At 57.9% G+C, this 24,057-nt stretch carries 21 protein-coding genes; 5 read left to right on the forward strand and 16 right to left on the reverse strand.

Annotated features, from left to right (window positions below; translation table 11 throughout):
- The first annotated feature begins 254 nt into the window (after window positions 1-254).
- Complete coding sequence (locus tag C2E19_RS20025; RefSeq protein WP_129394757.1) at window positions 255-1,649, forward strand: undecaprenyl-phosphate glucose phosphotransferase; 1,395 nt, start codon at window positions 255-257, stop codon at window positions 1,647-1,649.
- Between the two features lie 412 nt (window positions 1,650-2,061).
- Here C2E19_RS20025 and C2E19_RS20030 read toward each other — a convergent pair whose 3' ends face one another.
- The 6 genes from C2E19_RS20030 to galE all read right to left on the reverse strand — a co-directional run bounded on the left by C2E19_RS20030 (window position 2,062) and on the right by galE (window position 8,262).
- Entirely contained in the window at window positions 2,062-4,140 is a 2,079-nt protein-coding gene (locus tag C2E19_RS20030; RefSeq protein ID WP_129394758.1) for a YjbH domain-containing protein, read from the reverse strand.
- Complete coding sequence (locus tag C2E19_RS20035) at window positions 4,137-4,850, reverse strand: capsule biosynthesis GfcC family protein (RefSeq protein WP_256661228.1); 714 nt, start codon at window positions 4,848-4,850, stop codon at window positions 4,137-4,139. The genes C2E19_RS20030 and C2E19_RS20035 overlap by 4 nt, the downstream gene beginning before the upstream one ends.
- 44 nt (window positions 4,851-4,894) lie before the next feature.
- A complete protein-coding gene (locus C2E19_RS20040) occupies window positions 4,895-5,560 on the reverse strand; it encodes a YjbF family lipoprotein (RefSeq protein ID WP_129394760.1) in 666 nt (221 codons plus the stop codon).
- Window positions 5,561-5,571: 11 nt separating this feature from the next.
- Window positions 5,572-6,633: a polysaccharide biosynthesis/export family protein gene (locus tag C2E19_RS20045; protein WP_129394761.1), complete on the reverse strand. Its 1,062-nt coding sequence runs from the start codon at window positions 6,631-6,633 to the stop codon at window positions 5,572-5,574.
- Window positions 6,634-6,777: 144 nt separating this feature from the next.
- Window positions 6,778-7,014 (reverse strand): hypothetical protein, encoded by a 237-nt coding sequence (locus C2E19_RS20050; RefSeq protein ID WP_129394762.1) that lies wholly within the window; start codon window positions 7,012-7,014, stop codon window positions 6,778-6,780.
- A 231-nt stretch (window positions 7,015-7,245) separates the two neighbouring features.
- Window positions 7,246-8,262: a UDP-glucose 4-epimerase GalE gene (gene galE, locus C2E19_RS20055; RefSeq protein ID WP_129394763.1), complete on the reverse strand. Its 1,017-nt coding sequence runs from the start codon at window positions 8,260-8,262 to the stop codon at window positions 7,246-7,248.
- Window positions 8,263-8,651: 389 nt separating this feature from the next.
- Between galE and galU the strand changes: the two genes are divergently transcribed.
- Together galU and C2E19_RS20065 are read left to right on the forward strand one after the other, a co-directional pair.
- Window positions 8,652-9,485: a UTP--glucose-1-phosphate uridylyltransferase GalU gene (galU, locus tag C2E19_RS20060; RefSeq protein ID WP_129394764.1), complete on the forward strand. Its 834-nt coding sequence runs from the start codon at window positions 8,652-8,654 to the stop codon at window positions 9,483-9,485.
- A gap of 50 nt (window positions 9,486-9,535) precedes the next feature.
- The gene (locus C2E19_RS20065; protein WP_129394765.1) at window positions 9,536-9,946 is read left to right on the forward strand and encodes a mannose-1-phosphate guanylyltransferase; all 411 of its coding nucleotides are present in this window, start codon (window positions 9,536-9,538) and stop codon (window positions 9,944-9,946) included.
- Window positions 9,947-10,044: 98 nt separating this feature from the next.
- Here the strand turns inward: C2E19_RS20065 and C2E19_RS20075 are convergent, their stop codons facing one another.
- The 8 genes from C2E19_RS20075 to C2E19_RS20110 form a co-directional block, all read right to left on the reverse strand.
- Window positions 10,045-11,166, reverse strand: a complete 1,122-nt coding sequence (locus C2E19_RS20075) for a GDSL-type esterase/lipase family protein (RefSeq protein ID WP_129394766.1) — start codon at window positions 11,164-11,166, stop codon at window positions 10,045-10,047.
- A 275-nt stretch (window positions 11,167-11,441) separates the two neighbouring features.
- Window positions 11,442-12,479 (reverse strand): acyltransferase family protein, encoded by a 1,038-nt coding sequence (locus C2E19_RS20080; protein ID WP_129394767.1) that lies wholly within the window; start codon window positions 12,477-12,479, stop codon window positions 11,442-11,444.
- Window positions 12,480-12,491: 12 nt separating this feature from the next.
- The gene (locus C2E19_RS20085) at window positions 12,492-13,595 is read right to left on the reverse strand and encodes a hypothetical protein (RefSeq protein WP_129394768.1); all 1,104 of its coding nucleotides are present in this window, start codon (window positions 13,593-13,595) and stop codon (window positions 12,492-12,494) included.
- Window positions 13,586-14,818, reverse strand: coding sequence for a phosphoribosylaminoimidazole carboxylase (locus C2E19_RS20090; protein WP_129394769.1), 1,233 nt, complete (start codon window positions 14,816-14,818; stop codon window positions 13,586-13,588). The genes C2E19_RS20085 and C2E19_RS20090 overlap by 10 nt, the downstream gene beginning before the upstream one ends.
- On the reverse strand, window positions 14,815-15,927 hold the full coding sequence (locus tag C2E19_RS20095) for a polysaccharide pyruvyl transferase family protein (RefSeq protein WP_129394770.1): 1,113 nt from the start codon (window positions 15,925-15,927) through the stop codon (window positions 14,815-14,817). Before C2E19_RS20095 ends, C2E19_RS20090 begins: the two co-directional genes overlap by 4 nt.
- Before the next feature lie 14 nt (window positions 15,928-15,941).
- Window positions 15,942-17,024, reverse strand: coding sequence for a glycosyltransferase family 4 protein (locus C2E19_RS20100; protein WP_129394771.1), 1,083 nt, complete (start codon window positions 17,022-17,024; stop codon window positions 15,942-15,944).
- Window positions 17,025-17,064: 40 nt separating this feature from the next.
- Window positions 17,065-19,293 carry a polysaccharide biosynthesis tyrosine autokinase gene (locus tag C2E19_RS20105; RefSeq protein ID WP_129394772.1) on the reverse strand — a complete coding sequence of 743 codons (2,229 nt, stop codon included), beginning with the start codon at window positions 19,291-19,293 and terminating at the stop codon, window positions 17,065-17,067.
- A 39-nt stretch (window positions 19,294-19,332) separates the two neighbouring features.
- Window positions 19,333-19,773, reverse strand: a complete 441-nt coding sequence (locus C2E19_RS20110) for a low molecular weight protein-tyrosine-phosphatase (protein WP_129394773.1) — start codon at window positions 19,771-19,773, stop codon at window positions 19,333-19,335.
- A 292-nt stretch (window positions 19,774-20,065) separates the two neighbouring features.
- On the opposite strand from C2E19_RS20110, the gene C2E19_RS20115 reads away from it, so the two are divergent.
- Both C2E19_RS20115 and tal read left to right on the forward strand, forming a co-directional pair.
- Window positions 20,066-21,019, forward strand: coding sequence for a cellulase family glycosylhydrolase (locus C2E19_RS20115; RefSeq protein ID WP_129394774.1), 954 nt, complete (start codon window positions 20,066-20,068; stop codon window positions 21,017-21,019).
- 202 nt (window positions 21,020-21,221) lie between these two features.
- A complete protein-coding gene (gene tal / locus C2E19_RS20120; RefSeq protein ID WP_129394775.1) occupies window positions 21,222-22,148 on the forward strand; it encodes a transaldolase in 927 nt (308 codons plus the stop codon).
- Between the two features lie 190 nt (window positions 22,149-22,338).
- Here the strand turns inward: tal and rssC are convergent, their stop codons facing one another.
- Both rssC and rssB read right to left on the reverse strand, forming a co-directional pair.
- Window positions 22,339-22,821 (reverse strand): anti-sigma factor antagonist RssC, encoded by a 483-nt coding sequence (gene rssC / locus C2E19_RS20125; RefSeq protein ID WP_042560140.1) that lies wholly within the window; start codon window positions 22,819-22,821, stop codon window positions 22,339-22,341.
- Complete coding sequence (gene rssB, locus C2E19_RS20130; RefSeq protein WP_047302218.1) at window positions 22,821-24,002, reverse strand: two-component system response regulator RssB; 1,182 nt, start codon at window positions 24,000-24,002, stop codon at window positions 22,821-22,823. The genes rssC and rssB overlap by 1 nt, the downstream gene beginning before the upstream one ends.
- Between the last annotated feature and the right edge of the window lie 55 nt (window positions 24,003-24,057).

Raw genomic sequence — 24,057 nt, forward strand, 5'->3', positions numbered from 1 at the left:
AACACTTATTCACCCCCCGCTCTGCGACCTTTTCTAACACTCTTCTATTTAATTATTAAAAAGTTGGCACTGTGCCATCTTGTTAGAACTCGTCAGACACCATTCCCGTCGATAACTTAGTCTATTGACTGACGACAGTTCGGCATATCGATGTTGTTATCTCAAGACACTCGCTAGAACAAAAACAATAAGTCTGCATAACAACTCGGCTTTCAACTGTTGAAACCTGAATGGACGTCTTTTGGGGATATCGTATGGATCTTTCTCTTAGTATCAATCGAAGCGCAGGCCTCAAGGGACTGACCTTTTGGGGCCAATGGGCGCTGGCGCAGGGCTTTGTTGTAACGCTGTTGTTTATCCTCGCCGAGCAGCACACCGGGACGGTCGCGTTTTACTACCGTATGTGTGCAACGCTGGCGGTGCTGGCTTCGGTGCCGGCGTATACGTTCAGCGGTGTTTATCGCAAGCGTGACAACTACCTGACCGGGCTGGGCCGGCTGTTCATGGGTTGGTCGATGACCATGGCAGCGCTGGCTTGCATCGCGTTTGTCTGCCAGGCCGATGAGCTGTTTTCGCGGCAGGTGATCCTGAGCTGGGCGGTGTATGGCTTCCTCGGCCAGGCGTTTTTGTATGCGCCGCTGCATGCGTTTTCGAAGTTCTATCAGCGCTCGCGCAAAAGTGAGCACAAGACGCTGATTGTCGGCACCGGTGAACTGGCGTTGGGTCTGGCGAAGAAGCTCAGCCAGCTGGAGAATCTGCCGCTGGTGGGTCTGGTCAGCAACGGCGACGTGTCCGCGCTAGGTAAAGATGCACCGCGCGTAGTCGGCGCTCAGGAACAGTTGCTGGAGCTGATCGAAGCACACGACATCCGCCGTTTGTACATCACCCTGCCACTGTGCGAAGCGGCGAAAATCGAAGCGATGTATGTCGATTTGCTCGGGGCCAACGTCGATGTGGTCTGGGTACCGGATCTGAACGCGCTGACGCTGCTCAATCACTCGGTAAAAGTCGTGGATGGCCTGCCGGCGATCTACTTGAACGAGAGCCCGCTGACCAGTCGCCCGACCGCTGCCTTGAGCAAGAGTCTGGTGGAGAAAACCGTAGCGTTGCTGGCGATCATCGCGCTGAGTCCGATCCTGTTGATCATCGCTCTGGCGGTGAAATTCAACTCGCCTGGCCCGGTGTTCTTCAAGCAGGATCGCCATGGCTGGAACGGCAAGGTGATCAAGGTCTGGAAGTTTCGCTCGATGAGCGTGCACGATGACCGCGATGTGAAACAGGCCAGCCGCAATGACTCGCGCATTACATCGGTCGGGCGCTTTATCCGTCGCACTTCACTGGACGAGTTGCCGCAATTGTTCAACGTGCTGCAAGGGCATATGGCCCTGGTTGGCCCGCGCCCGCACGCTGTCGCGCACAACCATTTCTACTCGGGGAAAATCCTCGCCTATATGGCGCGCCACCGGATTAAGCCGGGCATCACCGGGCTCGCACAAATCAGCGGCTGCCGCGGTGAGACGGACACCCTCGACAAGATGCAGAAGCGTGTGGAGATTGACCTGCAGTACATCAACAGCTGGTCGTTGTGGCTGGATCTGAAGATCCTGGTGAAGACACCGTTTACGTTGCTGTCGAAGGATATTTACTGAGGCTCGACGCTACACACCGCAAGGGGACGAAAGTCCCCTTTTTTGTGCGTGGGATTTGGTGGTTGGCAGTGGATCTGTGGCTCAACACATAACCCCTGTAGGTGCGAGCCTGCTCGCGATCGCGGTGGGCCAGGCAAAGACGATGTCGGCCGTTCTGACGCCTTCGCGAGCAGGCTCGCTCCCACAGAGGAATGGGGTTGCGCACAGGGAGCGGGATGGACACAAAACATTGTGGGAGAATCTCCCACAGGGATCTGGGTGTGGCAGTGGATCTGTGGCTCGGCACATAACCCCTGTAGGAGTGAGCCTGCTCGCGATGGCGGTGGGTCAGCAACGGGGATGTCGGCTGGTCTGGCGCTATCGCGAGCAAGCTTTGCTCCCACGGGTTATGCGGGGGTCGTGGGATCAGCGCTTACTCGGTGATTTTCTCGAAGTTGCGGTAGAACATGTCCCCTTCCCGGCTATCGGTCATCGAGTGCAGCTGGAAGCTGCGGTTGAGTCGTGCACCACCGTCACGGGTCAGCGGCGCCCAGACCAGGTTGGCGCGGCGCATGGTCGACATGCTCATCATTTCGTCGAACGGAATCGACAGGTAGAGACCTTTGTCGAAACTACCCTCGCCATACTCGGCACTGCTCGCGGTGGTGATCGTCGCCCACGCGCCAAAGCGCACACCGTTGAAAAACTCCCGCGAGATATCCAACGTGCCACCCCAATCCCCGGCCAGATAACGACCGACGCTGACAGCCGCCAACGTATCGAACGGCAAATCCGTATACCCGGTGATATGCCCGGTCACCACCGAGTAATCACGCAGGGCAAAACCCTGATCGAAATCACGCTGGCGCACCCAGTTGATATCCGCGCCCACCGACCAGCGCTCGCCCGTCGGACGGAACAACACCTCGCCGCCCACACCGGCAAACATCGACTCCAGATAGCCGCCGTAAACCATGCCATACAGGTCTTTATCCAACTGCTCGGCATGGCTGACCTGGAACAGCGGCATCGTCGTGTTGGACGTGGTCAGGTACTGACGCAAATCCGTGCGCACGCGCGGCAAACCGCTCGGCGCATCGTAGGTGAATTTGTCGAAGTTGTTCACCAGGTTGGCGCTGAGCAAACCGTTCCACCAGGTGTTGCGATTGAAGCGATATTCGGCGTCCGCATCGGCAGTGAATTGATAGAGCAAACCATCCGGACCGCCGACGTTCTGTTTGAAGCCCAGCCCGACGCCATAACTGAAATGCTGCGGCGCTTCGGTGTAGAGGGTTTTCTCGTTGTGCGGCATCGCCGGGTTGATCTCGGTGGTGCGGTGCAACGACTGCAGCGGTTCCTCGTTGTTGATCACTTCGCGGAAAGTCTGGCGCGGCACACTGGTTTCTTCCAGCGGCAAGTCATAGCGCTTGTTGACCACAGTGAACCAGTCGATATCGTCATTGACGCTGTTGTCGAGAATCCGGCTCGCACGCCCGACTGCCTTCGAAGAATGGAAGTATCGCTGCTGCTCGCCATAGACGATCAGCTCGGAATCACGCTGGGCAATACGCTCGACTTTATAGCCGGCGTTCTGCTGCAAACGCTGCGATACGTTGGCCCAATCGACCTGTTCCATCGACGCGGTCGGCGCCTTCGCCGGCAGTGGTTCTGGCGTTGGGTCGTAGGTCTTGGCCGGCGCCTTGCGGCTGACGAAATTGGTATGCAACGTCACACCAAACATCGCCGTGTTGCCGCGTTCCCACGCTGCGCTGAGGTCGATCGAATCGGTGACCTTGAACACCGCGCCGAGGTTGATCGGCGAGTCCTGCTTGATCTCGTTGTCCTTCGGCTCGTGCTTGTAATCGTTGCCATCGAATTCGAGTTTCAGACTCAGGCGATCCCACGGCGTCTGATAGCTCACACCGCCGAAAAACGAAGGCCGTCCACGAAAATATGAACCGGCGTTGACGTCACCGGTGCCTTCCACTGCCGGGCGGGTCTTGAAGCGATCATCCAGATAGCCCAGCGGGTTATCGATGTCGCCACGATTACCGATGTAGCCCCAGGCAATCCCCGCGCTGAAATCGAAATTGTCATAGCGCTTGTTGGCGACGAAAAACTCACTGGCGAACAAACCCGTACCACCGATATCTCGGAAGCCCAGCGCCACTTCCGGCGCCCAATGGCTTTCCTGCCAGAGTCGGACTTTGGCATCGACCGCCTTGTCCTTATAGCTTTGACTACCGCTCAGGGCCTCCGAGCCGTACGGCCGGTTGGTGATCGCGGTGTAGCGAAACGAGCCTTCAAGCCAGTCCAGCGGCTGCAACGAAACGCTGTAGCGACTGTACGGTTCGGTGCGGTTGGCGTTGACGCTCAACTCGCCGGCCGGGGCCATGCGCGCCGTTGGCGTCTGCAACAGACCGGTGCCACCGAAGTCATTCTGGGTAATGCGCGGCTCTGCATGAGCCAAACCACACGGCAATAACAACACAGCTGCAAAACGTAACTTCAACGAACCACCTCGGCCAGCTGCGTGGCAATAAATTCAGCCAACTGCTGATTCAGCTCAGGGATAGGCGGATCAAGATCATCATTTTTAACCGGCACCAGAATCTTGCTGCCAGCCACTGGAAAGTGCCCGCTCTCGCGATTCCAGTGGGCAATGCCGACGCGCTGCGAAGCGCCGTCGGGCTGGATCAGCCACAGGTAATCGGCCTCGGCGTCACTCAGAATTGTGCAGCCTTGCAGGTATTCACGCGCCTCCAGCAACGGCTGATACGGCAAGTGGCACGGCTCGGCGACGGCACCGATTACTTGCACTTCATCGACGCGTTTCGGGTAGATCAGGCGATCACCATCGCCGAGACGAATGTTGCGTGCAAAGCCGACTTCCAGTGCGACCGGATCGAGATCGGCGATCTGCCGTCCGGTGACCGGCATCTGCCGCACTTCTTCAGCCATGCGCTGCGCCAGCGCCGCACGACTCGGCCGGTCGAAAAGCATCGACATGCGCTGCAGCACGTCCAGATCGAACAGCACGCCGACCTTCAGCCGTGTCTGCTCCTCAACCAGCGACTGACGCAGCAATCCGCCAGCCAGCCAATAGCCTTCGGCATTCGGCACCGCGACGCTGATCACATCGAGCAAACGCCCGCCCGGCGGCAGTTCAACAGGCCCCGGGTTGGCCACGTCACCGGTGACAGTGACGGCTGCGTGGCTCATGCCAGCGATCAACATCAGGCACGCCGATAGCAAACCCCGGCGCGTCACGGCAGGTGCCTGCGATCAGGAGTCAGTTGCACAATTTTCACGCGCAGTTGCGAAGTCAGTTGCTGCTCGCTCTGCAAGATGAAACCGTCACGCGGATCGACCCAGTAACGATTCGTCGCGTTCAAGCCGATGGCCGGCGCGTCAATCTGTTCATCGACACGCAGCACGGTGTATTGCTTGTCGAGAATCTGCAGGGTTTGTTCCGATCGCCGGGAGAAACGACTGTTGACGATCACCCCGACTTCCTGGCCCTTGTACAGATCGATCCAGCGCCGCGTGGTGAAACCATCGGCGACCCGATGCAGGCCTTGCTTGAACGGCGCGTCATCGGCCAGCCGCGTGCCATCCAGATCGCCTTCCAGCCCGAGGCCGACACTGCGTACGGCGAGGCCATCGCGCAGGAGCAATACCTGTTTGCCGGAAGCGACCCAGAACTGCAGATCCTCGCGCTCGCGCATCAGCGCGAGCACACCGGAACCGGACGGCGTGGTCAGTTTCAGTTGCGGGTAGTTGACCGCAGCCACTTCGGCCGCCGTCACGTCCGCCTCATCCGGGCCGACGACCGCTGCCTTCAGGTTGTTCAACGAAGCGCTCATCAACGGGTTACAGCCACAGAGCAACGAGGCCGCCATCAGGCAGACGCCAACTTTCAAGATGTTCAAAGTCGGCAACCTTATTTGCTGTTGTTACTGAATTCGCTCCAGTTCTTCGCAGCGGAAGCGCCTGTACCGACAATCGATGCCGACGGCACCAACTGACTGATGAAGCGGTTCCAGCGAGTCACGTTGGCAGGCCCGACATAGACGACGTCCTGAGGACGCACTTCGAAGTGCGAAGCGAGCGCCATGGCGGTCGGCGATTCGGCTTCCAGTTGATAGATTTTCGCCGGCTCGACATCGAGGTTTTCCACACCGCGAATCACGTACACCGCATTGCCATTGGAAGTGGTCTGGCTCAAGCCACCGACCGAACCGAGTACGTCGGACAGGTTCATCGTCGCCGTCTTGAAGCTCAATGCACGCGGCTGGTTGACTTCGCCCATCACATAGATGCGCTTGTTGTCGTTGTATGGCAGGTACAGCTGATCGCCGCCCTTGAGGTAGACGTTCTGCAACTCGGAATCCGGTTGGTTGAGCGAGTCCAGGTTCAGCGGATAAACCCGTCCCTTGCGGGTCAGCAGCAGTCCGGACAAATCGGCGTTATTGGTGTCGATGCCGGCCGACCCCAAGGCTTCGACGACGCTCAGCGGATTGGTCGAAATCGCTTGTGGACCAGCCTTGGTCACCGCGCCGGTGACCACGACTTTCTGACTGGCGAAACGCAACACCGCGACATCCACTTGCGGCTCGGCGATGAACGCCGACAGCCGCTGTTCAATGTCAGAGCGCAGTTGCTGGATGGTCCGGCCGGTGGCCTGGACTTCCTTGATGAACGGGTAATAGAGCGTGCCATCGGAGCGCACCAGGCGGCCGTTGGCATCGATCTGTTGCTGCGCGCCGGACGGGGCCGTCAGCTCCGGGTGATCCCACACGGTGATGTACAGAACATCGTTGTTGCCGATGCGGTATTCGGCGGGTGTCGCCAACAGTTCCGCAGGCACTGACTCACGCTTTTGCGTGGCACGGTTCATGGAGATCAGTTTGGGGGTGATCGGGATCAGCTCGACCCGGCTGCTTTCACTGGCGCCTTGGCGAGTGATGCTGCCGGTGCTCAGATACTGACCGGGGGAAAACATGCAACCTTGCAAAGCGAGACTTGCCAACATTAAAAGATAAACACTACGAGTCATAATGGCACTACGCTATTCAAGGGCGAATCCAAAAACAAAGTCACCCGACTTGCGTCGGGCGACCTTGTACTGCACTAACAGAACTTCCTGTTAGTTATGCGTGCCGGTTGTACCGGTGGTACCCGTCGTACCGGTGGTACCGCCGTTGGCACTGCCACCACTGTTGGACGCCGCTACAGCACTGGCAACCATTGCAGTACTGGCTGCAGGCGCTTGAGAAGCCGCTACATTGCCACCTACATTGGTTACCGCTGTCAGCGGCGCTTCAGCAGCGGCAGCCCAGTTGCTCAACATCGTCAACAGGGCAATTGCCATCACTTTCTTCATATCAACTCCTTTCTAACATTCGACCTGTTAAAAAACCGGTCTGTGTTAGCGGTGGTAGAGTTCAAGCCCGCAAAAAGCGCGAACAAGATCCGTTGTTCTTTCACAGTCTTACCCAACTGATAAAAGTCGAACGGCAGGTTTATATCTACGGACTTGCAAAAGGCATTGCCAGTGTAATTTCCCGACGTAATCTAACAACCTGACTGAAAATAACATTGGACTAAATGGCCATCATTGCAGATAGCCTTTGGGATGATTCGACTGCCAGCGCCAAGTATCGGTGACCATGTCCTGCAAGTTGCGCGTGGCCGTCCAGCCGAGTTCTCGCGCCGCCTTGGAAGCATCCGCCCAACTCTCGGCGATATCCCCGGAACGTCGCGGCATCACTCGATACGGCACCGGCTGCCCGCAAGCCTGTTCGAAGGCGCGCAGGACTTGCAACACGCTGTAGCCATCGCCAGTGCCGAGATTCCAGGTGTGGATGCCGGTGCGCCCGCTGATCGCCTGCAACGCCTTTAAATGGCCGTCCGCCAGATCGACGACATGGATGTAATCGCGCACGCCGGTGCCGTCCACGGTTGGATAATCATCGCCAAAGATCGACAGCTCTTGCAGGCTGCCCACCGCGACCTGGCTGATGTAAGGCAGTAGATTGTTGGGGATGCCATTGGGGTCTTCGCCCATATGCCCGCTGTCGTGCGCACCAATCGGGTTGAAGTAGCGCAGCAAGGCGATGCTCCAGCGCGGCTCGGACTGACACAGGTCGCGCAGCACGTTTTCGACGATCAGTTTCGACTGGCCGTAAGGATTGGTCGGCGTGCCCGTGGGGAAATCCTCGCGAATCGGCATCTGCTCAGGCTCGCCATACACCGTCGCTGACGAGCTGAACACCAGCCGGAACACCCCCGCCGCTGCCATCGCCTGACACAGCGTGATGCTGCCGCTGACGTTGGTTTCGTAGTACTCAAGCGGCTTGCGCACGCTCTCGCCCACCGCTTTCAGCCCGGCGAAATGCAGGACGGCTTCAATGCTGTGCTCGCGGAAAATCCGGTCGAGCAAGGCGCGATCGCAGACGTCGCCACGAATCATCTGCGCGCTCTTGCCGCAGATGGCTTCAACGGCGTGCAGTGCCGCATCGCTGCTGTTACAAAGATTATCCAGTACGACAACTTCATAACCTGCTTCAAGCAGTGCAAGTGTGGTGTGCGAGCCGATATAGCCAGCACCACCCGTTACCAGAATCTTCATAGCGCGGTCCGTCAATGGATAAGTACCCGGTAGCGTGTCAAGCCTGATTTATTGGAGTTGTGCTGCAATCCACATAAACAAGCCGACAACAACCTCAAACAAAATAAGTTCAGCGACTGACAATAAATATTTTTCCAGTTCAAACTGTATTGCAAGGTACTTATTAGCACTTCAAGTGCGCCCATCACTATCAACAGATACCGACTAAAAATAACTAAAAAGGCTCTAACCGACATCTCATAACATTGTCATGCTTTATCCTTACGATTAATTGCCATGAACAACCTGACTCAGGTATTAAAGCAATCGTTCAATACTATTGAAACTTGCCCACTTGCATGAGTGCGCGCATTCGTCGCCTGTGTTCCATGACTGTCCAGGATACTTTTATGATTCGTAAATGTTTGTTCCCCGCTGCCGGCTATGGCACACGTTTCTTGCCGGCAACTAAAGCGATGCCCAAGGAAATGTTGCCGATCGTCAACAAGCCGTTGATCGAATACGCCGTTGAAGAAGCACGGGACGCCGGCCTGCAACACATGGCCATCGTCACCGGCCGGGGCAAACGCGCGCTGGAAGACCATTTCGACATCAGTTACGAGCTGGAACATCAGATCCGCGGTACCGAGAAAGAGAAGTTCCTCGCCGGCACCCGCGAACTGATCGACACCTGCACCTTCTCCTACACCCGTCAGGTCGAAATGAAAGGCCTCGGCCACGCGATCCTCAGCGGCCGTCCGTTGATCGGCGACGAGCCGTTTGCCGTGGTGCTGGCCGATGACCTGTGCCTGAACCTGGAAGGTGACGGCGTGCTCACGCAGATGATCCAGCTGTACAAGAAATTCCGCTGCTCGATCGTCGCCATCCAGGAAGTCCCGGCCGATCAGACGCACAAGTACGGAGTGATCGCCGGCGAGCTGATGTCCGACGGCATCTACCGGGTCAACAACATGGTGGAAAAACCGGCACCACAAGACGCGCCATCGAACCTGGCGATCATCGGCCGCTACATCCTCACGCCGGATATTTTCGACCTCATCGCCGATACCGAACCGGGCAAGGGCGGCGAAATCCAGATCACCGACGCGCTGATGAAACAGGCGCAGAACGGTTGCGTGCTGGCCTACAAATTCAAAGGCATGCGCTTTGATTGCGGCGACGCCGAGGGTTATCTGCAAGCGACCAACTTCTGCTACGAGAACGTTTACCTCAAGGGTCGCTGAGACGGCCCCAACGCCACCTCACGCCCACTCTTCACTTCAGGCAGGCCACCATGAACATTGCACAACATTCCGTAGAGATTGAACGCGAGGTGGGTAACCTCGGGGTGATGAGCTGGTTGTCCCGCCATCAGCCATTGCCCAGCGCCAATGAAACCTGGCTGGGGACGATCTTGCTGGTCGAACGCATTGGCGTGTTTCCCGCGTCCGGCGATATCCGCCGTCCGATGCGCGATCCCTATCCCCTGCTCACGCACTTGAAAAAGCGCTACGACGGGCAGGCGCTGGAAATCGATGACAGCGATGGTCTGAAAGTGATCTTCAGTGACTGGCGTTTCCGCGTGCGTCTTTGCTGCAACGATCCGGCGATCATCATCAACGTGGAAACCCGCTGCGATACGCGGTTGATGCCGCAAAAGCTCACGGAATTGCTCGATCAAGTCGACACGTTCACCGACGCCTGAACTGTCCCCTGTAGGAGCTGCCGAAGGCTGCGATCTTTTGATCCTGTTTTTAAAAGACAAGATCAAAAGATCGCAGCCTTCGGCAGCTCCTACAGGGGCTAGTTATTGCAGCGTATGTGGGTGCCGGTGATCCAGCCGTAGAAGTAATCGGCAATCACCTTGCCACCCGTGGCCGGCACGGGGTGAATCTTGTCCGGGCCGATCATCGCCGCCGCGTAGCGTTTGACGTCGGGCCCGAACGCGCATTGCAGGTTGGTGTAACCCAGATGCTGCTCGCGTGCCCACGGCTCAAGCACCTGCGCATACGCCGCCATCGGATAAGCACTCGAGCGAGTGGTGTCCTGACGCATGATCAGGTTGATGCTCGCCTGCGGTTGGATCTCGCGCAGCATCCCCACCAAGCCCTGAACATTCTGCAGATACTGCGCCGGTTTCACGCCGAAACCCTGATCGTTGCCACCGAGCATGATCAGATAAACATCCGCAGGAATCTTCGACACAGCGGCTTTCCACTGCACCTGCCATTGCGGATCCTGGTGATAGAAATCCGCAGAAGCCGCACCCGATGCCGCCAGTTTCGACACCCGAACGCCTTTCTGATCGTTGCTCATCCATAAGCCGAACAACGTCGGCGCGCCCTTCACAACTTCCAGTTTGAAGGACCAGTCTTTCGCTGTTGAGAGGCCTGTCAGTGGCACTTCCTGAACGCCCGAACCCTCAAGCTTCAACGGTTGCCAGTCTTGCGATGGCGCCCAGCGGTAACGGATTTCGCTGGCTTCGCCGTTGCCCAGATAAAGCAGTTTCGCCTCAGTGACCGCCGTATCGATGCGTGGCGAGGGATTGGCATCCACTTGCAGCCAGGCACCGGGGCGGCCTGTGACTGTGCGACTGTCCGGACTCGCCTGCCCCAGGCCAGACACCTTCCAGTCTCCGCCAAAATACTTTTCACTGCTGCGGGTGTATTTGAAATGCGTCCCGCCAAGCGCCGCGCCGTGGTTGAAGCCGACATAACCCGGCCCGGAAAAACCCACCTCGCCAGCCACGCGCTGCACCAGTTTGTTCAGATAAAAATCCTGTCCGGCGCTGTAGCTGTCGCCGATCACCGAGACCGACAACACCGCGCCGGCCTTGCCTTCGCGCCACTGCGCAAAACGCTCGCGGGCATCGCCCACCTCAACCACCGACGCTGCTACGGGTTGCGCGTCATCTACTGCCAACATGCAAAATTTCCTCAGTCTGGAATGGTCCTTCGCGAGCAGGCTCGCTCCCACAGGGATTGTGGTCATCGGCGAAACCCTTGTGCGCCGGGAAATTTGTGGGAGCTGGCTTGCCAGCGATGGCGGTGGCTCTGGCAATGACGCTACATCTTCCACAGGGATTGTGCGGCTGGCAAAGATCCATGTAGGAGCTGTCGAGTGAAACGAGGCTGCGATCTTTTGATCCTGACATTCAAAGACAAGATCAAAAGATCGCAGCGTGCCGCAGCTCCTACAGATCAGGTTTGCGGCACTGGGGTGATCGGCGCCAATGGTTTCTTCTTCGCCGCACGCTCGCCAAGGAACAGCACGGAAGTGAAATTGAACCGACTGAAAATCATCGACAACACCACCGGCCCGAGCAAGCCAAAGCTCAATCCACCCAGCACCAGCAGGCTTTCATCCTTCACCCCCAACCGCCCCAGCACAAACCGCGACGTCGCTGCGAACAGCACATGGAACAGGAAGATCGCATAGGAATAACCGCCCAACCACGTCAGCGCCTTCGAGCGCATATCACTCGACAGCAAAGCGATACACGACACGCAACCCACAGTCAGACCCACCAGGCTACGACGATCAACAATCAACTCACGATCAATCGCCGCCACATACAGCAGCGTCAGCGAGATCAACACAAACACCAGCGGCCCGATCACCTTGAAGCGCTGCTTCAACGCATCGACGTTCTCTTGGCCAATCATCCCCGCGACAAAAAACGGCAGCAGATAAATCGCGCCGTTAATCCCGAAAGCATCGAACGTGAACGGCGGCAGTAAAAACAATACGGCGGCAAACGCGAACAACCCATACAAGCGCGTCGCCGAACGCAACATCCCGCGCCACTCCAGTAGCCCGACGAACATGAAAATGATGAACACCGCCTGCAAGAACCAGAAGTGGTTGATCGGTACCCAGAACGACAACAACGCGTCGATCACCCCGACGTCCTTGTTCACCCCAGGCCCCACCGCTTGCAGCACCGAGAACGGCACGCCGACGCAAAACAGCGGCACGATCAAGCGGCGCACCTTGCCGGAGAAAAACGCCGAAAAGTCATTGCCGCGGATTTTGTAGATGGAATAGATGTACCCGGAAATGAACGTGAACAGCGGCATGCGCACGTACACCATCGAATCGGCAATCACCCGGAACGGCGAGCCGATATCGATCTTCAACCCACCGCCCAATGGCCCGATGACGTGATAGAGCACCAGCAGCAGGCACGCCAGGCCACGCAGGGTTTCGATCTCCAGGGACTTTTTCTTGCTCGACATAAAGCACCCGCCTCAATTCAGAATTCTTGATTCAACCTGCACCGGTTTGTTTGCCCGCAGCATCAATCCGAGGCCGACGAACAACACTGGCACCACCATTGAAAAGTGCCGGGCGAAGGAGCCGAAGTCCGGTTCGAACAAACCTTGCACCAGCAGAAACGCCAGCGGAATCGCGATCAGTTCCTTGGGTTTGGTCTGGATCGGCGCGCCCTTGTAATCGGTCGAGGTGATGACTTTGAACAGCAGCAACGCGGTCATGATCATCAACGCGACGAAGATCACCTGGCCTGGTCCGGACAGCAGAATCAGTTCCACCGGGAACGACAGCCGGAAGAAAATGATCATCGAGTCCAGCGCTTGCGAGACGAAATCGCTGCCGCTGAGCCACGAGACGATCAACGACTTCGAGCCCTCCTCGCCCGCCGTGCGCAGTTCGTTATTGCTGGCACGAATCGACGACACCGGGAAGCCCAGCGCAAGCTGGATCGACATCGCCACGGCCAGATAGAACAGGAACAGCATCAGGAAGAAGGTCGTACGCGACACGTACTTTTTCATCACGCAGACACCGACCCACGACAGCGAAAACAGGATCCAGTAAGGCCGAATCAGCACGCCGTAGATCACCGCCGAGAGGAAAAAACCACCACGGTATTTGCGCGATAACGAGCTGAGCAAAATGCTCAACACCGCCACCGAGACGATGATTTCCTTGGTCAGGTTTTCCAGAAAAAACGAACGAACAATGCCCCACAGACACAGGGTTCCGAAGATCGCCAACGGCATGCGGCGGAACACCACCACTGGAATCGCCGTGAGGAAAAAATTGCAGAACATGCCGTAGGCCCAGGCATTGGTCAGGTTGATCCCGGTGGGCCGCAACAGGAACGCCGAACACTCGTAGGAGGAGCGATCCGGTGAGAACGGATTCCAGAAATTGCAGTTGTCAGCCCGCGCATACGACGACCACAAGGTCATCGCATCCGGCCCCGGATCGCGAGGAATCAACAACGGCATGGCCACCGACAGAAACAGCCCGGTGAAGAGGATCAGGAACGACAGCGAAGAGTCGAGTTTCTTGCCGCGAAACTCAATGCACGGCAACTTCAGGCCCATGACAACGCAGCCTTTTTCGCAGCGGTCACGCGGGTCAGCAAAGCAATCACGCCGAGCTGCACGACGATCGCAAAAACGTTGCCACACGCGGCGCCATAGATCGAGTAATGCTTGATCAGCACATAGCTGACCGGCACTGAAACCAGCAGGCAGATCGCCGCACTGGCGAGCGAGACGCGACTGTTTTTCGAGGCGATCAAACCACCCCAGACGATGTCGCCAATCGCACGCAAGGCAAAGGAGAAGATCAACACGCCGAGGATCGCATTGTCCGGACGCGGCACACTGGTGGCGACGTAATCGAGCGCCACGTTGAAGAACAGATAAATCGCCACCGCCACCGCCGCCGAGACCACCAGCGAACGCATGACCCACTTGTTGACGAACAATTGCTTGACCGTGAAGGCCTGCTGGTCGGCCTGAAAACGCTTGGCCAACACTGGAATCCCGACCACCGCCACCACCGCATACGACAAGGCTTGCAAGGTGTTGGCCGCCGACCACGCGTAGACGTATTTACCGAGGCTGGCGTAGGGCTCCAGATCGATGATCAGAAAGCGTTCGGCGTATTGACTCAACGCGATCAGACCGGTACCGAGATAGAACGGCAAGCCGGCCTTCCACACCGTCGCCGTGGCCAAGGTCCCGGCGACTCGGCCCTTGTGCACGTTCACCACAATCAGGTAACCGGCGATGATCACCAACACGTTGGCCGCCACCCACAACCACAAAACACTAGCGACGCTCGACACCCAGCCGAGCATCATTCCGGCCACGGCCAACACCGCCCACAAACCGGTCTTGATGAAGAACAACAACGCGCCGGCCGTGGCTTTCTGCGCAGAAAACACGAAGGAGTTGATCTCGAACGACAGGTGTTCGGTGAGCAACACCAGGGTCACACAGAGGATCAGCGCAGCCGTCGCTTCCACTTGCTGGAACAGTGAATAGATCAGCACCGTCACCACCGACAACAGCAGCCCGACGGTCAGGTACAGCAACAGCACTTTGTCGACGACACGACGCGAGCTGCCGCCGACGCTGATCAGCCGATTGATCTCGGAACTGAAACCGACGCTGTAGAACTTCGACGCGATCAACGACGCGGCAACCACCACGCCGTAAAAACCCAGCGCCTCGTAACCGAGGTAATGGGTGAGCGCCAACACCAGCAAAAACTTCGCGCCCAAGGCTCCGCCGCGAAGCAGCAGCCGAAATATCATCGAACGACACCCTTGATGATGTCGTCCATGGCCACGGTTTTCGCTTCGATTTCACGACAGGTGTCGGTCAGGCGCTTGCCGAAATTCGTCAGCGCGTCCGGTGCGTAAACCGTGTCGATGATTTTATCGACATCAATGTCGCCGCCATTGATCACCCAGTCTTCCACGCCCATGTCCTGATAGGCGCCAAAGCCTTTGCGCTCATAGCTGATGTGGTACGCCGGCACGCCAGAGAGCAGCGATTCGATGGCACCGTGCAAGCGCACGGAAATCACCAGGTCCGGTTGATATTTGGCAATCGTCGCCTTCAACGACAACAGGTCTTCAGTGATGCCCAGTTCGCGATAGAAAGCGCCGTCATCGTTGCCGCGCACCGCGCTCTGTACGGCGCAGACCACTTTGCTTTTGTTCTTCAGGCGCTGCAGCAGCAACTTCAGATTGGCCACGTAAGCGACTTTCTTTTCCTTGCTCCACTCCGGCGGCTTGCGCAGCACCACACAGACGGTGGCGGGCGAAGCAGCGCAGCGGGTGAACTTCGGCTGTTGGAGGATTTTGCTCGCCAGCGACTGCACTGCCAGATCCGGCGCACGGTAGACGTTTTCACAGGCGTCGAAGATCGCTGAGGAACGGTTATCGCGCACGAACACCGCGTCGGCGCTGGCGTAATGCTCGACGATCTGGCTGCTCTCGCCGTGGAACGGGCCGATGCTTTGCGGCAGGTACACCGACGGCACTTTGCTGAGGATCGCGGTTTCCAGTTGCTTGGCATGGCCGAGCTTCAACTTGATGTGTTCGAAAGCGCTTTTCGAGCGCATGTAGCCGCCACCGACGCCGACGATCAGATCGGTTTTGCGCAACAGGTCGGCCAGCCCCGCGTAGGACTGGTTGAGAAACACTGCCTGCTTGACCCGGCCCAGGCCCTTGGCCGCCATCACCGGCGCATCGAAACGCGGGTGCGGCAAGTAGCTGAAAGAGTCCGGATCGGAGGCGACCACGCTGATCGCCGTGTCATCGCCAAAGTTGCGCTGCACCAGGGCAATGGCCAGATCGACGAGCAGGCCGTCACCGGAGTTGGACGCACTGTAGCCATGCAAAATCGTTACGTTCATAAGCTGAGTTCTACTTAATAAGTGGGAGCGCAATACACGTCGTAGGTCTGGCGGATCATCAACGCGGCGCTGAAGCGCTCGCGGACAATGCTGCGCCCTTCGGTGCCGAGGTCGAGTAACCGCGGCTTCTGGATTTGCGCCAGCACATCGGCCAGCGCCTGGTGATCACCAGAGGGGAAGACATAGCCCGACACGCCGTGCGTAACCAGTTCCGGCAGCGAGGTGCAATTGCTCGCAATCACCGGCAGCCCCATGGCCATGCCTTCCAGCGGCACCATGGCAAACCCTTCCCAGCGACTCGGCACGATCAGCGCATCGGCTTTTTGATATAGCGCCTGCACTTCGCCCGGGGTGACCCAAGGCAAATATTCGACGGCGTCCATCGGCGGGCACTCGACCGAGTCCTCGTTCACCGCGCTGCCGACCACCGTCAGTTTCAGGTCATTGCGCTGCACCTTGGCGAACGCCTTGAGCAACACATCGAAGCCTTTCTGGTAGTCGAGACGGCCGACGAACAGCAGGTGAATCGGCTCGGGACTCGCCGCTTTCGGTGCGTCGTCCTTGTGATGAATGCCGTTGTAGATCAGCTTCATCCGTTTGCGCTCGATGCCGAAGCGCGCGGCTTTATCCAGTTCGTACTGGCTGACGCAAATGATCACGTCGGTGACCTTTTGCAGCACCCGCTCGATCCACGCATAGACTTTCTGTTTGATCGGCGAGCTTTCCATCAGGAACGAAAACGCATGCGGGCAATAGACGATTTTCGGCTTGCGCCACGGTCGCAACAGCACGCACACACAACGGCCGATCACCCCGGAAAAGGTGCTGTGCAAATGCACCACATCGGGTTTTTCCTTGAGCAGCACCTGGCTCAGGCGCCAGGCGAAGCGCAGCAACGACGGCACATTGCGGCCGGTACGGGCGAACGTGCGAATCTGCTCTGCGCCGATCCCGTGCAGCTCTTTTGCCTGATCGTCCGGCACCAGATACACCAGCTCGTAGTTCGCCGCATCATCCTCGGGGGATGCCGAAATCGTGCGGATAACGGTCGCGACGCCACCTTTGATCGTCTCTGCCACGTGCAGTATTTTCTTCACAACTCACCCACTTAAAACAGGAAAGAACAATCGCTGACAGTCAGGATTTGTCGGACGCATATTCGTAGTTGTAATAGCCGTAGCCGCCGTTGCCGTAGTAACTGGCCGCGCGCTTCTCGACACCGTTGAATACCGCGCCCTTCAACTCGATACCGTTCTGTGCGAAACGGCGAATGGTCAGTTCGATCTCCTTGGCCGGGTTCACCCCGAAACGCGTGACGATCAGGCTGATCCCGGCTTCACGGCCGACAATTGCCGCATCGGTCACAGCCAGCAGCGGCGGCGTATCGATGATCACCAGGTCGTAGCGCTCGCTCAGTTCGGCGAGCAGCTCGCGGAAGTTGGCGTGCATCAACAGTTCCGAAGGATTCGGCGGCACCTGGCCGCGACTGATGAAGTGCAGGTTGTCGACTTCGACCCGGTTGATCGCCTGCTCGATGCTGCAGCGTTTGACCAGCAGGTCCGAGAGGCCATTGGTGATCGGTGTGTTGAGGGTTTTGTGCAAATGCCCTTTGCGCATGTCGGCATCGATCAGCACCACGCGCTGGCCGCTCAGCGCCATGACGGCAGCGAGGTTGGACGAGACGAAGGTCTTGCCGACCTGCGGGCTCGGCCCGGAAATCATGATGCGGTTGTTGGTTGAATCGAGGCCGGCGAAGTGCAGACAGGTGCGCAGGCTGCGAATCGATTCGATCGACAGATCGGTCGGGTTGCGCAAGGCCAACAGGTAAGCAGGCTTATCGACGCCGTCGCGCGCACGACCTTTTTTGCTGTCCTCTTCCTGCTGCAAGGCGCTGTAGGGAATCGATGCGTACACCGGCAGGCCAAGCTGCTCGATGGCTTCGGGACCTTCCAGACCACGACTGAGGGATTTACGCAGCAGCACCAGCGCCACGCCGACGAAGGCACCGAGGAATGTGGCGATGATAACGATCAGGGCTTTTTTCGGTTTGACCGGGCTGGTCAGGTCGACATCCGCCGCATCGACCAAACGCACGTTACCCACGGCACCGGCGCGAACGATGTCCAGCTCTTGGGATTTGTTCAGCAACTGCGTGTAGATCTGCGAGGCCACTTCGACATCGCGGGTCAGGTTGAGCAGCTCTTGTTGGGTCGCGGGCAGATCGCCGACCTTGCCTTCCAGCGACTTCTGTTGCTGGGTCAGTTCGCCAATCTGGCTCATCAACGCACGATAGGCCGGGTGTTGTTTGGTGAACTTGCGGTCCATCTCCGCCTGCTGCATTTTCAGCTCGGAAATCCGCGTTTCCAATGCGACGGACTGACCGAGCACCGATTGCGTTTCCAGCGAGATGTTCACGGTTTTGCCGTGGGTCTGATAGGCGTTCAGCGCGTCACTGGCCTTGGCCAGATCACGCTTGACCTGGGGCAACTGGCTTTGCAGGAAAGCCAGGCTCTGCGCGGCTTCCGCGGAGGTGCGGCGCACATTCTGATCGACGTACAGCGCGGCGATCTTGTTGAGGATTTTCACCGCTTCAGCGGCGTCGCTGCTGGCCAGCGCCAGTTTGATAATCCCCGATTCCTTGCCCTGCTCGGAGATATCCAGTGCGTCCTGATAACCCTGGATGGTCACGATCCGTGGATTGCGCACCACTTCGAAACGCGTGCCGGGGTTGGCCTGCAATTGCGCGATCTGCCCTTCCACACCGTCCTGCGCGAAGGCTTCACCGGCAACGCCGTCGACCAGCAGGTTGTCGTTGTCATCGAGCAACTGGAAGCGCTTTTGTTCACCAGCGATGAGGGTGAGTTTCTTGCCGAGCAGCTCTTTCGGCAGATTGAGCCGGGCAAACTCCAGGCGCTCGCCGCCCCAGGCATAACTGTTCAAGCCGAAACGCGGCGCAGCGACGCTGGTCTCGGTCTCGCCGCGATAACGACGGGCCAGAAAACCGCCAATCACCGGGAAGGTATTCGGCGTGACATCGATATCCAGACGCAGATCGTCAACGGTTTTGCCGATCACCGCGCGGGACTTGATGATGCCGATTTCGGTCACTGACGGCGATTGCCCACCGAGCATGCTGTTGAGGTCGGAGAAGCCAAGCATGTCGTTCTTTTTCGGCTCGACCTGCACCAGCGCATTCGCCAGGTACACCGGGGTGGCCAGAACCGCATAGGCCACGCCGGTGACCATGAAGGCACCGGTAAGCGCGCCGATCAGCCATTTCTGGTCGATCAGGCTGCCGAATATGCCGAGCAGATCAATACTGTCTTGATCGTTGTCACGGGTGCCGATTACTGACGGTAACTGCATAAGTCTGTTCTTACCATTCACTGTTCTGAAGAATATTGATCAATGCCCGAGGCGCTGCGCCCATGAACTAACAGCATCTTCAATCAATGCATGAGCATGAATAAAAGCGGCCTGGCCTTGACGATACGGGTCTTGTATTTCGCGCTCGCTCTGCCATTTGCCGAGTAGAAACACTTTGCCCCTCGCGTGAGAGGCAATCTTCAGTACTTGATTTACATGTTGTTTTTCCATCACCAGAATCAAGTCTGATTCGTTGACGATGTCCGAAGTCAGTTGCCGCGCCTTGAACGCTTCGGCACTGTGCCCATGGTTTTCCAGGACCTCGCGGGCCGAAGGCTCGACGCCCTCGCCAACCCTGGCGGACAAGCCCGCAGAGGACACGGTGATCGCTGAAGAGGCCAGCGCGTTACGCAGCAACAGTTCTGCCGTCGGACTCCGGCAAATATTGCCCACGCAGACAACTAGGATCTTTCTGAACAAGATTTTACTTTCCCGTGTAATGTCAAACGGCCAACATGCGAGAGAACTTTAGTGAACCCTCAAGATCTTCCTGCACTCAGAAATAGATTCGCCGTGTTAGTACCGGAGCATTAAGTACCACAGCGTTTTATAGCGCCCCAACCACAATTAGCGGACTAAAAATAACTGTGATTTTCAGCCGATTGATTTCCGACAAAAAATAACATTCGCGCACTAAGTGCCATCATCCTTATCGAAAATTGAGAAACGAGATAAATATTCGCTGTTGTCACTTCTCTTCGGGAGAGCAGACATGAAATCCGTACATCTCAAAAAACTCGGCGCCCTGGCGCTACTGATGCTGGGTGCCACTCAGGTTCACGCCAGCGAACTGTTCCCTAACCTTCCAGCCAAGAACATCGGCGTTCAGGTGAAAATCCAGAACTTCACGGCGGCCGACGCCGCGCAGATCAAAACGGCAGGCTTCGGTTTTGTCCGCTTTGGCGTATGGAGCGAGAGCCTGACTGCCAAGGCTTATCAACAACAAGTCAGCGACGCTTTTGCGGCGGCCAAGTCGGCGGGGCTGGAAGTCTTGCTGACGGTGCGGGCGATCAAGCCATTGCCTGCCACATCAAACGCCGAACTGGCCAGCGCCGGTGAAGGCTTCGCCAAAGCGGTGACCGGCCTGGAACAGACGTACGGCTCGCAAATGGTCGCGATTGAGTTATGGAATGAGCCGGATCTGGAAACTTACTGGCCGACGGGCAAGTTCGACACCACGTTTGTGCCGTTCATGAGCGCCGTGTGTAAGACGCTGCAAGGTCAACCGCCATCGACGCCGGTAATCGGTTACGGCTTCGCCCGGCCACCCAGCGCAGGCTCGGCCTCTACCGTGGCGCTTAATCGTATCGTCAGCGAATACCCGAAATGCCTGAGCGCCGTGTCCTACCACCCCTACGGCATGACGGCCACGCAGATCAGCAATGCGCAGGCGTTTATCCAGCAGAACTTCCATCTGCCGGGGGTCATCAGTGAATGGGGCATCTCGGCACTCGCCTCCAATGGCGGGCCTGAAGGGCAAGCGAGCAAGATCAACGCGTTTATCGGCGATGTTAAAAGACTCAACATCCCGCTGACCTCCATCTACGAATGGAAGAACAGCGATACCGGCAGCAATGAACGCGAGAAGAACTTCGGCCTGCTGACGTCCGACGGGCAACCGAAACCGGCGCGCATGTCGGTCGAAGCCCTGTTGAACGCCCAATAGCGCCTGCACAACCGACCTGTACGCAGGTCGGTTGCTTTGAACCTGTTGGCTGTTTTGGCATCGTATTCATCGATAGCCGCCCCGACCTTTCAAACAATCGTTTTCAGGTTGTTGCCGCAGGGGCCATCGATACACGCACGCGCCCTTGAGTGACTGTCAGCGCTCGGGTAATGTCATCAGACCCATAGGATAGAGCACGCCCATGACTTCCAAGCTGGAACAACTCAAACAGTTCACCACCGTAGTTGCCGACACTGGCGACTTCGAAGCGATCGCCCGGGTCAAGCCGGTAGACGCCACCACCAACCCTTCGCTCCTGCTCAAGGCCGCGGCCATTCCGGCGTATGCCGAGCTGCTGAATGCCTGTGTCAGCGACTGCAAGGGTGATGTCGGCCTGGCCAGCGACCGTTTCGGCGTTGCGGTCGGCCAGGAAATTCTCAAAGTGATCCCGGGCCGTATTTCCACCGAAGTGGATGCGCGCCTGTCGTTCGACAAGGATGCCGTGCTGAAACGCGCGCATCGCCTGATCGAGCTGTATGACAAGGCCGGCATTGGCCGCGACCGCGTCCTGATCAAGATCGCCTCGACCTGGGAAGGCATCCGCGCCGCCGAGGTGCTGGAAAAGGAAGGCATCCAGACCAACCTGACCCTGCTGTTCTCCTTCGCCCAGGCAGCCGCATGCGCTGACGCCGGGGTGTTCCTGATTTCGCCGTTCGTGGGCCGCATCTACGACTGGTACAAAAAGGCTAACGGCAACGACTACACCGGCGCTGATGATCCGGGCGTACAGTCGGTAACGCGCATCTACAACTACTACAAGGCCAATGACTACAAGACCGTGGTCATGGGCGCGAGCTTCCGCAACCTGAATCAGATCGAGCAGTTGGCCGGCTGCGACCGCCTGACCATCAGCCCGGACCTGATCGACAAGCTGGCAGCCGACACGGGCAAGCTGGAGCGCAAATTGGCTCCGGGCCACGCCGGAGAAGCGCGTCTGAACCTCAACGAAGCGCAATTCCGCTGGTTGTCCAACGAAGACGCGATGGCTACCGAGAAACTGGCTGAGGGTATTCGTCAGTTTGCCCGCGACCAGGAGAAGCTTGAGGCGTTGTTGCAGGCCAAGCTGTGATCTGAGTTAGCGAAATGCAAAAAGGGCGAACCTTCACGGGTTCGCCCTTTTTTGTGGCTGCGGGAAAATTCGTGGTGATCTTGCGGCCGCTTTCGCGAGCAGGCTCGCTCCCACAGGGGGATTTGTGATCGACGCCACGTCAGTGTGGGAGCGAGCCTGCTCGCGAAGAGGCCCGTCCGGTCGGCATCACTTAATGCCGCTCGAGGGCATTCACCAGATCATGGAACGCTTCACGATTGGAATCGTTCAGCCCCATGAGGATCTTGTGCGCTTCGAGCACCTTGATCCGCACCACTTCTTCCGACTGGTCCTGATCCGGCAGGTCGTCCAGGCACTCGGGGCATGGCACCGGGTGATTGACGATGTTGAACACCTGCTCGAAGCCCATCGATTGCAGCAGACGGGTGATGTCATCGTGGGTGGTGACGACGGTCGGCAACAAGCCGACCTTCTGCCGCGACAGGATCGACAGTTTGGCCAACAGGCCCAACGTCGTGCTGTCGATGCTGCGGGTTTCGGTCAAATCGATCACGATCGCGTTGAAATTCAACGCGGTGAAGATTTTCTCAATAGTCGCATCCAACGCCGAACACAGGGTCAGGCGAACTTCACCGACGAACTTCAGGACGAAGGTGCCGTCCTGCTCGGCGAACTGGATTCTACCGGTACTCATTAAAGATTCCTGCTCAACACCAACAGGGCGATATCATCCGGCATCTCCCCTAGCGTGGCCAATCCAAACACTTGCCGCAGACCATCCAGGCTGCCGCCCGCCGACTTCACCCGTTGAGGCAAAGCGGCTTCTTTTTCTTTGAGCGTAGGTTCTGGCAAAAGATCCAGAATGCCATCCGACATCAGCGTCAGACTGAACGTCGGCGGCAGCTCAAGCACGTGATCTTCGTAGGTGGCTTCATTGAAGAGGCCAACCGGCAGACCGCGTCCTTCGAGATAACGAACACTGTCAGGCGTGTACAACACTGGCAACGGCAGATGGCCGCCGATGCTATAGGTCAACAAACCGGTCTCCTCGTCGATGACTCCACCGACCATTGTGACGTGTTTACCCAGCTTACAACTGATCAGCCCCCGGTTGATATGACCAAGGACTTCCGAAGGCTTGAATTCCGGCAAAGTGCCGTTGCGCTTGGATTCGAACAGCAAGCGCGTGGTCATGAACTTCAGCAGCACGGTGACAAAGGCTGAAGAGGCGCCATGACCGGATACATCCGCCAGGTAGAACGCGACCCGGCGCTCGTCGACACGGAAATAGTCGACAAAATCACCCGACAGGTACAACGACGGGATGATCTGGTGCGCAAACTTGAACTCGTCGATGCTCCACGGGCTTTCCGGCAGCATGTTCATCTGCACCTGGCGACCGGCGTTCTGGTCTTCCTGGAGCAGGTTCAGGCTCGCCTCAAGCTCGCGGTTGGCCTTTTCCAGCTTCTCGCGGTAGCGCTGGTTTTCCAGCAGCAGGCGCGCACGATCCAGGGCCCGGCGCACGGAGTGCTCGAGCACGGCCAGATCTTCGAGAGGCTTGATCAGGTAGTCCGCCGCGCCCAGGCGCAGGGCCTCGACCGCGTCGTTCATTACGCCGGCACCCGAAACCACGATCACCGGCGTTTGCGGCGACAGCTCGGTGACCTGACGGATGAGTTCGAGACCGCCCATCTGCGGCATGCGCAGATCGCAGATGACCAAGTCGGGCTTGTCTTGCTCGAATACCTGAAGACCCTGTTGGCCGTTGCTGGCCTGCAGGACACTGAAACCACTGTCTTCCAAATAGGCCGCGAGACTCGCGCGCACTACTTCGTCATCATCGATTATCAGCAGCGTGGCACTGGTTTTTGGCATGTGGGCAAACGGCGCCAGAATTAGGTTGGCGTAGTTGGCTGGGCATTTTGGCCCT

Origin of the sequence: Pseudomonas sp. DTU12.3 (genome assembly GCF_004124275.1) — a bacterium.
In the GTDB taxonomy this organism is placed as follows: domain Bacteria; phylum Pseudomonadota; class Gammaproteobacteria; order Pseudomonadales; family Pseudomonadaceae; genus Aquipseudomonas; species Aquipseudomonas helmanticensis.